We start from the raw sequence: 13,250 nt of genomic DNA on the forward strand, positions 1-13,250 counted from the left end.
ACATTTTTTACAGTGGTCCGCACGTTGGACGAGCGGCACAAACGCCGGAAATCCGACATATTTGGCGAGACATATCAATCGGATCGCCATGACGTATGTGAAAGTTTTTTACGTTATCCCGTGCGGCGATCGGAGCCGGAAAGACACGGGGATCGACGGGAAGAGGAGGTCTTATGTGGTCGCGGCGCAACATGGTGAAGGCAGGCGCGGCATCGGTCGTCGCCGGCATGGCGAGCGCGACCGGTTTCGCGCGATCCCCCCGGCGCGATGCGCCCAACATCGTCTTCATCCTCGCCGACGATCTGGGCGTTGCCGATCTCGGCTGTTTCGGACGCGAGGATTTCCAGACGCCGCATCTCGATCGCCTCGCCGCGGGCGGGATCGCGCTCGACCGGGCCTATTCCAATTCGAGCGTCTGTTCGCCGACGCGCCTCGCGCTGATGACCGGGCGCTATCAATATCGCCTGCCGGGCGGGCTCGACGAGCCGCTGGGGGTGCATCCCGACCTCGGCCTGCCGCCGTCGGTCGCGACCCTGCCCAGCCTGCTGAAGCGCGCGGGCTATGCGACCTCGCTGGTCGGCAAGTGGCACCTCGGCGGCCTGCCGCAATATGGCCCGCTCAGGAGCGGCTACGACCGCTTCTTCGGCATCTATCAGGGCGGCGCCGACTATTTCCAGCATGGCATGACGATTCGCGGCAAATTCATCCACGACCTGTGGGAGGACGAAACCGAGATTCATCGCCACGGCTATCTGACCGACCTGATCACCGCGCGCAGCGTCGACGAGATGGCGCGGCTGTCGCAGGCGAAGCAGCCCTTCCTGCTCAGCGTCCATTATACCGCGCCGCACTGGCCGTGGGAGGGGCCCGAGGACGAGGCGGTCGCGAAGACGATCCGCGATTCCTTCCATTATGACGGCGGCAGCAACGCGGTCTATGCGGCGATGGTCAAGAGCCTCGACGACGGCGTCGGCCGGATTCTCGAGGCGATCGAGGCGAGCGGGCAGGCCGGCAACACGATCGTCGTCTTCACCAGCGACAACGGCGGCGAGCGTTTCTCGAAGGTCTGGCCGTTCCGCGGCATGAAGGGCGAATTGCTCGAAGGGGGCATCCGCGTCCCGGCGATCTTCCGCTGGCCGGGCCACGTCCCGGCCGGCACCCGCAGCGCGCTGACCAACATCACCATGGACTGGGTGCCGACCCTGCTCGCCGCCGCCGGGGCGGAGGCGCCGGCCGGGCTCGGGCTCGAAGGGCGCGACCTGCTGCCCGATCTGGCCGCCGGAAGCGCCGGGCCCGACCGCCTGCTCTTCTGGCGCCACAAGGCGCAGGACCAGCGCGCGGCGATGCGCGGCGCGATGAAATATCTGGCGATGAGCGGGCACGAGTTCCTGTTCGACGTCGCCGCCGACCCGCGCGAGGTCGCCAACCTCCGGACGGTCCGCCCCGACGTCTTCGACGCGCTGAAGGCCGAGTTCGCGGCGTGGGACAAGCAGATGCTGCCCTATCTCGATTCGACCTTCAGCTACGAACTGCGCGGCAACGGCCATCTCGCCGGCTATTGAGCCGACCGGCCGACAGGATATGGGCATGACCACGGATGCACCCCTGCTGATCGAACGGCGCGGCGACGTCGAATGGGTGACGCTCAACCGGCCCGGGCGGCTCAACGCGCTCGACGACCGGCTGACGGCCGAACTGCGCGACTATTTCGAGCGGCTCTATCGCCGCCGCGACTGCCGCATCGTCGTGCTGCGCGGCGCCGGCCAGGCTTTCTGCGCGGGGCTCGACCTGGCGAGCGACCAGGCGCGGCGCTTCGCCGAGGGCGGGCTCGCCGAGGCGATGGATGTCCAGCGCGACATCCGCGACATCATGCTGGCGATGCGCCGCTGCCCGCAGCCGATCCTCGCGCTGATGCACGGCGCGGCGGCCGGCGGCGGCTTCGTCCTCGCGCTCGCCGCCGACATCCGCATCGCGACCCCCGACACGCGGATGAGCGCCGCCTTCATCAAGGTCGGCCTCGGAGGCTGCGACGTCGGGGCGAGCTATCTGCTGCCGCGGCTGATCGGCGCCTCCCCCGCCGCTTCGATCCTGTTCACCGGGCGCGACCTGTCCGCCGACCGCGCGCTGACGCTGGGCCTGCTGTCCGACGTCGTCGCGCCCGAGGCGCTGGAATCGACCGCCGAAGCCTATCTCGCCGCGATGCGCGCGACAGCGCCGGAGGCGCTGCGGATGACGAAGCAATGCTTCAACCACAGCCTCGACGCGCCGAGTTTCGAGGCGGCGCTCGCGATGGAGGATCGCAACCAGCTGTTGCTGGGGAACGAGCCCGCCTTTCGCGAAGGCCGGGCCGCCTTCCTCGAAAAGCGAGCGCCGCGCTTCGATCAGCCCTGATCGCGCGGCGCTTCGGGGTCGGGCTTCGAATCGAGCGTGACGGGGTCGCCCCACGGCTGGCGGAAGGCGCTGCGCAGCGCATCGATCTGCTGCTGGCCGATGCGATAGGCCAGGACGTCGGTCACTTCGCGCACGATGCGGTTCGCATTCTTGCGCATCCAGCGCCCCTTTTCGGTGAGCGCGACGATCTTGACCCGCTTGTCGCCGGGATCGGGGCGCAGCTCGAAAACGCCTCGCTTGACGAGCGATCCGATGGTCAGGTGGACCGCCTGCCGCGTCAGGCGCAGGTTGCGCGCGATTTCGGCGGGGCGCACGATGTTCATCTGGACGTGGATCATGATCATCGATTCGGTTCGCGACAGTTGCGGAATGCCCGCCGCCTTCAGGCTGCGCTGCAGGCTTTCGTCGAACCATTCGAACCCCTCCATCAGGGATACGAACAGAAATTCGGTTTCGATCACGACGCAAATCCCCTGCCGCCCGGCCCGGCCCGGCGATACACGGCAGCCGCCGAAAGGTTAAGTCGCTTGACGAGACGCGGGGCGGGCTACCGCGACGCCGCGGTAACCGATAACCCCTTCAACGCCGCTCGGGGCCCAGATGAACGGCGAGATGCTTGATCCCGCACACGAAATTGCTCTGAAGATAGGCCGGGTCCCGCACCGCGCCGATTTCGGGGAACCGGCCCAGCAGCGCGCGCAGGATCGCATTCAGCTGCAGCGCCGCGATCCGCGCGCCGAGGCAATGGTGGATGCCGATTCCGAACGACAGGTGGCGCGCCGCGTTCGGCCGCGCGATGTCGAGCCGGTGCGGATCGTCGAACATTTCGGGGTCGCGGTTGGCCGCGCCATAGAGCATGGCGACGCGGTCGCCGGCCGCGATCGGTTGCCCGCCCACCTCGACGTCCGACCGGGCGACGCGCATCATCTGGATGACCGGGGTGACGAAGCGCAGCAACTCGGGGATCGCCCGCGCGATCAGATCGGGATTTTCGGCGAGCATCCGCCGCTGGTCGGGCGCGGCGCTCAGCGCGACGATGCTGCCCGACAGCGAATTGCGCGTCGTTTCGTTGCCCGCTGCCAGCAGCAGGGTGAACATCCCGCGCCGGACGTTCCGCATCCCTGCCTCTTCGCCGCCGAACATCTGCGCCACCACGCTCAGCAGGTCGTCGCCGGGCTCGGCCGAACGGCGTTCGAGAAGCCGGGTGCCATAATCGAAGACCTCCTCGAACACGGCGTTCGAATCCTCGGCGCTCGCGCCATATTCGGGGTCGGACGTGCCGACCAGCCGGTTCGTCCAGTCGAAGACGCGCGCCCGGTCGGCCTCGGGAATGTCGAGCAGCAGGCACAGCGTGCGAATGGGGACCACCGCCGCCACCCGCGTGACGAACTCGATTTCCGTGTTGGCGGGCAGCGCCGCCACCATGTCGCGAACGAAGCTGTCGATCCGGGCCTCGAGCCGGTGCAGCGCCGACGGCAGGAAATGCGCCTGCATCGGCCGGCGGATTCGCGTATGGTCGGGCGGATCCATGGTCAGCAGCGTGCTGGTGATCGCTTCGCGGATATGCGGCTTCAAGGCCGCGACGCCGCCCTGCTCGAAGACCCGGAAACCCTGGGTCGAGGTGAAATTCGCGGTGTCGCGCGAAACGGCCTCGACGTCCCGGTGCCGCGTCAGGACCCAGATCGGCGGCGATCGGCCGTCGCCGGGATTGCGATAGACCGGCTCCGCCGCCCGGATCGCGTCATAGACGGCAAAGGGATGACCGTCGCGGAAGGTTTCGGACCGGGTGAGATCGAACGGCCTCGTCCGTGTGTCGAGCATGGGTCGCTTGTCCTTTCCGTGGTCGTGGTCATGGCGCATCGCCGATCCGCGCATCGCGGAGCGCCCGCTTCAGCACCTTGCCGGCGGCGGACCGCGGAAGCGGCTCGGCAAGGAATTCATAGCTTTTCGGAATCTTGTATCCGGCGATCCGTTCGCGGCAGACGCTATCGAGATCGGCTCCGGCCGGGGGCTCGGCGCCTTCGGCCACCACCAGGATCGCGTGGACGCGCTCTCCCCAGTCGGGGTCGGGCAGACCGATGACCGCGCTTTCGATGACCGCCGGGTGATAGGACAGCGCATTCTCGACCTCGATCGAATAGACATTCTCGGCGCCCGAGACGATCATGTCCTTCAGCCGGTCGGTGATGAAGAGATAGCCGTCGGCGTTGCGATAGCCCGCATCGCGCGTGTGCAGCCAGCCGTCGCGCAGCACCTCGGCGGTTTCCTCCGGCCGGCCGAGATAGCCCATCATCACATTGTCGCCGCGCCCGACGATCTCGCCCACCTCGCCCGGCGCGCATTCGCGGCCCTGCGGGTCGAGGATGCGGATGTCGTACCCCAAGCAGGGCCGGCCGCACGAGCGCAGCAGCGCGGGATCGGCGTCGGCGGCGTGATCCGCGGGCGACAGGAAGGTCGCGGCCGGGAATTCCGTCTGGCCATAGCCCTGGACGAAGCGAATCCCCGGAAACTGGCGCCGCGCCCTTTCGAGCGAGGCGGCCGCCATCGGCGACCCGCCATAGCCGAGGTAGCGTAGCTGCGACAGGTCGAGCCCGCGGTCGGCGGCTTCGCGGGTCAGCCGCTCGATCATCACCGGGACGGTGAAGCAGTGGGTGACGCCGAAGCGCGCGAAATCGGCGAGCATCGCCCCGCAATCGAAGGCGGGGCGAAAGACATGGGTGCCGGCGGCCATGGTGCCGAACAGCGTGCCGATGTCGGCGAGGTGGAACATCGGCGCGGCGTGGAAGAGCACGTCGCCCGGGGCGAAATCGATATGCGCGAGAAGGTTCATCGCCATCGCGGTCAGATTGCCGTGGCTGAGCATCACGCCCTTCGGCAGCCCGGTCGTGCCGCCGGTGTAGAAGATGCCCGCGAGTTCGCCCGCGCCGTCATGTTCGGCGCGCGGTTCCGCCGCCGCGGCGAGCGCCGGCAGCTCCGCATCGAGCGAAAGGGTACGCGCGACCGCGCCGCGTGCGCGCAGTTCCGCCGCCGCGCCCGCGAACGCCGCATCGTGAAGCAGAAGGCCCACCTGCGCATCGCGAAGCTGGAAATCGAGTTCGGCGACGGCGAGCCGCGTGTTGAGCGGCACGAGGACGCCGCCGCACCACGGCACCGCGTACCACGCCTCGAAATAGGCGATGCCGTTGTGCGCGAGGACCGCGACGCGCCGCTCGGGATCGATTCCCGCATCGGCGAGGACGGCGGCGATGCGCGCCACGCGATCGGCGATCTCGCGCCACGTCAGAGCGCGCTCCCCCTCGATCGCGGCGATCCTGTCCGGCGCCGCCCGCGCGGCCCGGACGAGCGCGTTGCTCACCCTCATCCCATGATTCCTCTTGTCAATTTAATTGACAATATTATCGGGACGGCGCGACGTGTCAATGACGGCGCGGCGCAGCAGGCGCGCGCGACCGGCAAGCAGGATATTGGCCGGAGACCGGCGCTAGGCGGGCAGCGCGCCCCAATCCTGGCCGAGCGCGGCGCGCAGCGCCTTCAGCGCGCGGGCGCCGATGCGCTCGCCGATCGTGCGTTCGAGCTGCATGAGAATCTCGAGCGCGTCGGCGCGCAGTTGCGCGGACTTTTCGCTGAAACCGACGAGCGAGGCCCGCTTGTCGTCGGGGTCCGGTTCGACGGTGATCAGCCCCTGTTCGCCCATTTCCTGGAGCATCTTGCTCACCGCCTGCCGCGAGATGCCGAGGTTGCGCGCGATGTCGGACGGCCGGTGGATGCCGAGCGCGATATTGGCGAGCGTGAACGATTGCGACCGCGAGATGCTCTGCCAGCCGCGCGCCTTGAGCGCCGACTGCAACCCTTCGTCGAACCAGTAGAAGGCGCGCATCAGATCCATCATCAGATAACCGTCGTTCATCCCGTCCGCTTCGCCTGTTTTGCGCGATTGCGCAACCAGGTTGAGCGCGGCCTGCGTCAGCGGGAAGAAATAGGCGCCGTCGTGAAAGGCCAGCGGCGCCGGGGCCGCACCGTGGGCGATATCGACGATCTCGCCGATCACCACGTCATGCGTGCCGTGGTCGACGCATTGGGCGATGCGCAAGACCATCGCCGCGCAGCCGTCGGCGAGCCGCGGCGGCTTTCCCGCCTCGAGCAGCCATTCGCCGACCGCGAACTTGTCCTCGCCCGCCGCGCCGCCGCCGCAGCGGCGCGACACCTCTTCCTGCTCCTCCGACAGCAGGCTGAGGCCGATCTCGGTTCCCTCGGCCACTGCGGTATAGGTGGCATTGGACCGGTTGATGCACACCAGCATCGACGGCGGGTCCATGCTCACCTCGCAGAAAGCGGTGGCGGCCATGGCATGGCGCACGCCGCGATGCTCGGCGGTGAGCACCGCGACGGGGCGCACCAGCCCGCGTAGCGCAAGGCGCAGCGCGGCGGCGATCTCCTGAGTGGTTTGCGGCTTTTCCATCGCCCTCCCTTGCCATCCCCTATAATATTAGTCAACTAAGTTGACATTATAGAGCGCGTGACTATGACTCGCTCCGGAAATTGGAAGGAGAGGATGATGACCGAACCCCTGGCCGATCGCCGCATTCCGGCGGGCGACGATTATCTGAGCCGCGAGGAACTGGACGCGATCACCCCCGAGGGGCTGATCGAGCGCACGCGCGCGCTAAAGCCGCTGGTCGCCGCGCGCGCGGCCTCGGCCGAGCGCCAGCGGCGTCCCGACGACGAGGTATGGAATGCACTGCGCCGCAGTGGCTATTTCTATCTTTACGTGCCGCGGCGCTTCGGCGGGCTGGAGTTCGACCCCGACACCTATATCAGCGCGACGCTGCCGATCGCCGAGGCCTGTCCCTCGACCGGCTGGACCGCCTGCTTCGCCGCCGAGCATAACTGGCTGATCGCGCAGCTGCCCGAAGCGACGCAGGCCGAGGTGTGGGGCAGGACCCCCTACGTCATCGCCCCCAGCGTCGCCGCGCCGCCGGGAACGGCGACCCCGGTCGAGGGCGGCTATCGCCTGTCCGGCCGCTGGAAGTGGGGCACGGTGGTGATGCACGCCGACTGGGTGCTGCTCAACGCGCTGGAGGCGCGGGAGGGCGCGCCGCCGATCGTGCGCATGATGCTGCTTCCCGCCGATCAGGTGCGCGTGATCGACACGTGGCACATGGCGGGCATGGCGGCGACGGGAAGCAACGACATCGTCGCCGAGGACGTCTTCGTCCCCGCCGGCTATCAGTTCGCGGTGCAGCCGGTCCGTTCGGGGCGCGGCAACGGCCGCGCACTTTATGGTCCCGGCCTTTACGGCTCGCCGATGCTGCCCAATCTGTGCGTGACCGCGTCGATCCCGGCGCTCGGCGCCGCGCGGCAGGCGATCGCGCTGTGCGGCGAGCGGCTGAAGAACCATGTCAAGATGGGCAGCGGCAACGCCAGCGTCGAAAAGCCCGCGGCGCAGATGCGCCTCGCGCGCGCCGACCTGCTGGCGCGGTCCGCCGAGCGCACGATCCGCTGGGCCGCGAAGGAGAATCTGGCGATCGGCGAAATCGACGAGCCCGAACAGACGACCGAGCGCATCCGCCTTCGCGCCGAAATCGCCATCGCGGTCCAGCAATGCGTCGAGGCGGTCCGGACGTGCTGCGAGGCGGTGGGATCGAGCGTCCATGCGCTCGACAACCCGATGCAGCGCCTGCTGCGCGACGTGCAGGTCATGCAGAGCCACATCGTCTATGACCTCGACGTCGCGACCGAACTGCATGGCCGCGCGCTCGTCGGACTGCCGCCGAACTCGCTCCTGCTTTAGAGCATCGAGCATTAAATCTGAACCGTTTGCCCTGAGCTTGTCGAAGCCTGTCCTGAGCGCCTGCAAGGCAGTCGAAGGGGGCCGTTCTTTCTTTCGGCGCCGCAAGAAGAAGGACGGTGCTTCGACAAGCTCAGCACGAACGGCAGAAAGGGTGATGCAGATTTAACGCACGACAGCTCATCGCCGCCGGAAAACCGCCAAAGGTCGCCATCACTGCTATCATGCGAAAAATCATCGTCACCGCAAACGCTCTCCTCAAAGCCAATAGACTCTGGGTCAAAGTACGCGCTTGACCATCACGGATACTCTAAGACCCGTGGGGATTCGGATTTCGGCACGGTTTCTCTTTTCCGCCACCCTGACCTTGTCCGGCAATGATCCCCTTTCGACAAGTCACCGTTCCCCGGCGAAAGCCGGGGGCCATGCGGGGCGGCGCTGTGCCATCTGGACCCCGGCTTTCGCCGGGGAACAGCGCCTGACCTGACTGAAGGGTATAGATGCCAGCCTGTTTCAGAGCCTGCCCCCGGACCCGATCGGGGGGGCATGGTCCGCCCTCGTCTGAAAGGCGGCGCAAAAGGGAAGGTCCGGCCATGGATGCTGAAACAAGTTCAGCATGACGAATCGATGAGGCAGCGTGCCGAACGCCGAATCCCCACAGGCCTTAAAGGATGCGCCGCGCGCGGACCGCGCCGGCGCGTCAATCGCGCTTCGCCAGCCCGTTCGCCAGCAGGTCGTTCGCGGTCCGCGCGACCGCCTCGATATCGGCGTCGGCGTCCCACAGGCCATAGCGCATGCCGAGGAAGACGTTCATGCCGGCGATCGCCCAGGCGGCGACCTCGCCGGCGTCGGCGCGAATCTCGCCGCGCGCCGCGCCGCTCGCCAGCCGCTGGCGGATACGCTCGACCGTCGTTTCATAGTGGCGGCGGTAACTGGCGTAATCGACGAACTCCGCCTCGTCGATGATGCGATAGATTTCCCGATGCTCGCGCACGAAGCCGAGGAAGGATTCGAGGCCGATGCGCTCGGCGGCGATCTCGTCGGGCGCGGCCTGGACGATCGGCGTGACATGATCGCGCAATTGCTCACTCATGTAACGGACGAGCGCCTGGAAGATCTCCTCCTTCGAATCGAAATAGGTGTAGAAGCTACCGAGCGCGGTTCCCGCGCGGCGGGTGATGCCGCTGATCGACGCGTCGTGAAAACCGCGCTCGCCGAACTCGACCGCCGCAGCGTCGAGCAGCTTGCGCAGCGTGCGCCGGCCGCGCTCGGTGCGCGGCGCCTTATCCGGATTGCCCGGATTGGCCGGGTTATCCGGATTGCCGGCTTCGGCTCCCGCCGTCTGCGCCCGATCCATGACTGCCTTCCATCTCCCCATTCTCCGGCCTTTCTGCATCGTGGCTTTTATGCATCGCTGACAAGCAAAAAAACCGGGGCTGAAGTTCAAAGTTGAAACCCGGTTCAACTTTCATTATTGGGTGGCTCGCGGCTTGGCAAGCGCCAGCCCCGAAAAATCAAACGGACGGCAAGGGGCCGTCCGTCCATGGGAGAGTCACATGCGTCCGTTCGCCCGCCGCCTCCGCACTGCTATCTGCGCGACCAGCGCGCTGTCGCTGCTCGCCTTCACCCCCGCCGCCTTCGCGCAGCAGGACGAAGGCGCGAGCAACGACGACAGCGCCGAAATCATCGTCACCGCGCGCCGCCGCGACGAACGGCTGATCGACGTGCCGATCGCCGTCACCGCGCTGTCGGCGGACACGCTGTCCAAGGCCGGGGCGATCGACATCACCGACGTCGCCAACATGGCGCCCAACACGACGCTGGAAAATTCGCGCGGCACCAATTCGACGCTCACCGCCTTCATCCGCGGCGTCGGCCAGCAGGACCCGGTGCCGGGGTTCGAGGCGGGCATCGGCATCTATCTCGACGACGTCTATCTGAACCGGCCGCAGGGCGCGGTTCTCGACATCTATGACGTCGAGCGGATCGAGGTGCTGCGCGGTCCGCAGGGCACGCTCTATGGCCGCAACACGATCGGCGGCGCCGTCAAATATGTGACGCGCGCGCTCAACCCCGATTCGCCCGAGCTGCGCATCCGCGGCACGCTGGGCACCTACAAGCAGGCCGACCTCGTCGTCACCGCAAGCGCGCCGATCAGCGACATCGTCCGCGTCGGCGGCTCGGTCGCGCGCCTGTCGCGCGGCGGCTTCGGCGACAATCTGAACATCAAGGGGCTGGAAAACTACAACAAGGACGTCTGGGCCGGCCGCGCGACGGTCGAAATGGGCGGCAACGGCGCGCCGGTGCTCATCCGCATCTCGGGCGACTACACGCGCGACAAGTCCGATCCGCGTAACGGCCACCGCCTGATCCCCGGGCTCGTCTCGGGCGCGCCGGTGCTCGACAATGTCTACGACACGCGCGCCGGGCTCAACGACCCCAGGCAGGACGTCAAGGCCTATGGCCTTGCGATGAACGTCTCGGCCGAACTCGGCGACACGGTGACGCTGCGGTCGATCAGCGCGTGGCGCAAGGACACCAGCTTCACGCCGATCGATTTCGACGCGCTGCCGTCGGTCGACGTCGACGTGCCCGCCGTCTATCGCAACGAGCAGCTCAGCCAGGAATTCCAGCTTCTCTATGAGGGCGACCGGCTGCACGGCCTCGTCGGCTTCTATTATCTCGATGCCAAGGCGGCGACCTCGTTCGACGTGCTGCTGGGGCTGTCCGGCGACCGCCTCTATGGGCTTCCCGGCCTCAACGGCTACACGGCGGGCGACGTGCGGACGAACACCTGGTCGGTGTTCGGCGACGCCACCATCGACTTCACCGACCAGCTCAGCCTGTCGGTCGGCGGCCGCTATACGAACGACAAGCGCAATGCCTTCATCTACAAGGCGAACCGGATCACCGGCCTGTCGCCCGAATTCGGCGGCACGCTCGACCCGATCGCGATCGCGGTCGCGACCGATTTCCGGGGCGAGCGCACGTTCAAGGAATTCACCCCGCGCGCTTCGCTGAGCTTCAAGCCCGACGCCGACAACATGATCTACGCCTCCTATTCGAAGGGCTTCAAGGGCGGCGGCTTCGACCCGCGCGGATCGGGCACGTCGGCGCCGATCAGCAACCCTTCGGCGGGCCGCACCTATGAGGATATCTACAACTTCCTCGCCTTCGATCCCGAAAAGGTCGACAGCTACGAAATCGGCTACAAGGGCTCGCTGCTCGACCGCCGCCTGACGCTCAGCCTTGCCGGATTCTACATGGACTATAAGGATGTGCAGATTCCCGGCTCGGTGGGCTGCACCGTCGGCGGGGTACAGACCTTCTGCGGCATCACCACCAATGCCGCGAAGGCGCGGCTTCAGGGCATCGAGGCCGAGGCGAACGCCATCCTCGCGCGCGATTTCGCGGGTGCCGGCTCGACCTTCCGCTTCAACGGCGGGTTCGGCTATATCGACGCCAAGTACAAGCGCTTCATCGGCCCCACCGGCGACGATGTCGCCAACCAGCGCACGTTCCAGAACACGCCCAAATGGACGGCGATGGGCTCGCTCGCGGCGGGCATCCCCGCGATGGGTGGCATGGTCGATGCCTCGACCGGCCTCACCTATCGCAGCAAGACGCATCAGTTCGAGGTGCCGATCCCGGCGCTCGACCAGCCCGGCTATGTGCTGTGGGACGCAAGCCTCGTCTGGACCGCCGACGGCGGCGATTATTCGATCGGGCTGCACGGCAAGAATCTGACCGACAAGCGCTATATCACCTCGGGCTATAATTATCAGAACGCCGCCGGCGTCTCGACGCTGGGCGACGAGGGCGTGCTGACCGCCTTCTACGGCAACCCACGGCAGGTCTTCGTCACCGGCACGGTCAAATTCTGACCCGCCGCACCGTCAAAAAGGGGGAAAGGGGCGTCCGTAGCGGCGCCCCTTTTTCTATGGGTGTCCGCCGAGCGGCGGCGCGGCGGTCGCGGCGACCATGCGTTCGCCGTCGATGACGATCGGGCTCGCGACGCCGTCGATCGATGCGCCTTCGGGGCGGAAGCGCATCCCGCGCGCGATCACCTGCGGGTCGGCGAAGACGCCGGCGAGGTCGTTGATCGGCCCGGCGGGCACGCCTTCGGCCTCGAGCGCGAGCGACAGCGGCTGGCCTTCCCAGGTCGCGATCTTCGCCGCGAGCAGCGGGATCAGCTCGGCGCGGTTGGCCAGCCGTGCCGCGTTGGTCGCGAAGCGCGGGTCGTCGCCCCATTGCGGCTCGCCCAGGATCGCGCAGAGCTTGCGATACTGCCCGTCGTTGCCGACCGCGACGACGAGCTGGCCGTCGGCGGTCGCGAACGCCTGATAGGGCACGACATTGGCGTGGCCGTTGCCCATGCGCTTCGGCGCCACGCCGCTCGCCAGATAATTGGCGGCCTGGTTCGCGAGCACCGCGACCTGCGCGTCGAGCAAGGCCATATCGACATGCGCGCCCGCGCCGGTGACGTCACGGCGCCGCAGCGCCGCGAGGATCGCGACCGTCGCATACATGCCGGTGAAGATGTCGGCATAGGCGATCCCCGCCTTCTGCGGCGCTCCGTCGGGTTCGCCGGTCAGCGACATGAAACCGCTCATCGCCTGGACGATGAAGTCGTAGCCGGCGCGGTGCGCGTAGGGACCGGTCTGGCCGAAGCCGGTGATCGAACAGACGATCAGGCGCGGGAAATCGGCGCGCAGCCGCGCGGGATCGAGCCCATATTTGACCAGCCCGCCGACCTTGTAATTCTCGATCACGACATCGGCGTCGGCGAGCAGCGCGCGCACCTCGGCCTGTCCCTGCGCGGTCGCGATGTCGATCGCGACGCTGCGCTTGCCGCGGTTGCAGCTGTGATAATAAGCGGCGCCCAGATTCGCGCCGTCCTCGTCCGTGACGAAGGGCGGCCCCCAGTGGCGGGTGTCGTCGCCCGCGACCGGCCGCTCGACCTTGACCACCTCGGCGCCGAGGTCGGCGAGCAATTGCCCGCACCACGGCCCCGCGAGCACGCGCGCCAGCTCGACGACGCGCAGACCTTCCAGCGGCCTCATCCCGGGAA

10 protein-coding genes are annotated in these 13,250 nt (G+C 67.5%); 4 read left to right on the forward strand and 6 right to left on the reverse strand.

Annotation, left to right across the window (positions count from 1 at the left end; all coding sequences use genetic code 11):
* The first annotated feature begins 173 nt into the window (after positions 1-173).
* Positions 174-1,562 (forward strand): sulfatase-like hydrolase/transferase, encoded by a 1,389-nt coding sequence (locus C3E99_RS17600; RefSeq protein ID WP_104960194.1) that lies wholly within the window; start codon positions 174-176, stop codon positions 1,560-1,562.
* A 25-nt stretch (positions 1,563-1,587) separates the two neighbouring features.
* Positions 1,588-2,391, forward strand: coding sequence for an enoyl-CoA hydratase/isomerase family protein (locus tag C3E99_RS17605; RefSeq protein ID WP_076077389.1), 804 nt, complete (start codon positions 1,588-1,590; stop codon positions 2,389-2,391).
* On the opposite strand, the gene C3E99_RS17610 is transcribed toward C3E99_RS17605, so the two are convergent.
* The 4 genes from C3E99_RS17610 to C3E99_RS17625 form a co-directional block, all read right to left on the reverse strand.
* Positions 2,382-2,852, reverse strand: coding sequence for a MarR family winged helix-turn-helix transcriptional regulator (locus tag C3E99_RS17610; protein ID WP_067109418.1), 471 nt, complete (start codon positions 2,850-2,852; stop codon positions 2,382-2,384). The two genes, C3E99_RS17605 and C3E99_RS17610, sit on opposite strands and share 10 nt — an antisense overlap.
* Positions 2,853-2,970: 118 nt before the next feature.
* Positions 2,971-4,212 carry a cytochrome P450 gene (locus tag C3E99_RS17615; protein WP_158682362.1) on the reverse strand — a complete coding sequence of 414 codons (1,242 nt, stop codon included), beginning with the start codon at positions 4,210-4,212 and terminating at the stop codon, positions 2,971-2,973.
* A 28-nt stretch (positions 4,213-4,240) separates the two neighbouring features.
* On the reverse strand, positions 4,241-5,752 hold the full coding sequence (locus tag C3E99_RS17620; RefSeq protein WP_076073362.1) for an AMP-binding protein: 1,512 nt from the start codon (positions 5,750-5,752) through the stop codon (positions 4,241-4,243).
* A gap of 120 nt (positions 5,753-5,872) precedes the next feature.
* Entirely contained in the window at positions 5,873-6,850 is a 978-nt protein-coding gene (locus C3E99_RS17625; RefSeq protein ID WP_083674923.1) for a flavin reductase, read from the reverse strand.
* Between the two features lie 93 nt (positions 6,851-6,943).
* Between C3E99_RS17625 and C3E99_RS17630 the strand changes: the two genes are divergently transcribed.
* Positions 6,944-8,182 (forward strand): acyl-CoA dehydrogenase family protein, encoded by a 1,239-nt coding sequence (locus tag C3E99_RS17630; RefSeq protein WP_076073363.1) that lies wholly within the window; start codon positions 6,944-6,946, stop codon positions 8,180-8,182.
* Positions 8,183-8,879: 697 nt separating this feature from the next.
* Here the strand turns inward: C3E99_RS17630 and C3E99_RS17640 are convergent.
* Complete coding sequence (locus C3E99_RS17640) at positions 8,880-9,536, reverse strand: TetR/AcrR family transcriptional regulator (RefSeq protein ID WP_234002533.1); 657 nt, start codon at positions 9,534-9,536, stop codon at positions 8,880-8,882.
* Between the two features lie 199 nt (positions 9,537-9,735).
* Between C3E99_RS17640 and C3E99_RS17645 the strand changes: the two genes are divergently transcribed.
* Entirely contained in the window at positions 9,736-12,063 is a 2,328-nt protein-coding gene (locus tag C3E99_RS17645; protein ID WP_104960195.1) for a TonB-dependent receptor, read from the forward strand.
* A 54-nt stretch (positions 12,064-12,117) separates the two neighbouring features.
* Here the strand turns inward: C3E99_RS17645 and C3E99_RS17650 are convergent, their stop codons facing one another.
* Complete coding sequence (locus C3E99_RS17650; protein ID WP_104960196.1) at positions 12,118-13,242, reverse strand: CaiB/BaiF CoA transferase family protein; 1,125 nt, start codon at positions 13,240-13,242, stop codon at positions 12,118-12,120.
* Positions 13,243-13,250 lie beyond the last annotated feature (8 nt).

The organism is Sphingopyxis sp. MG, assembly GCF_002953155.1.
Lineage (GTDB): Bacteria > Pseudomonadota > Alphaproteobacteria > Sphingomonadales > Sphingomonadaceae > Sphingopyxis > Sphingopyxis granuli.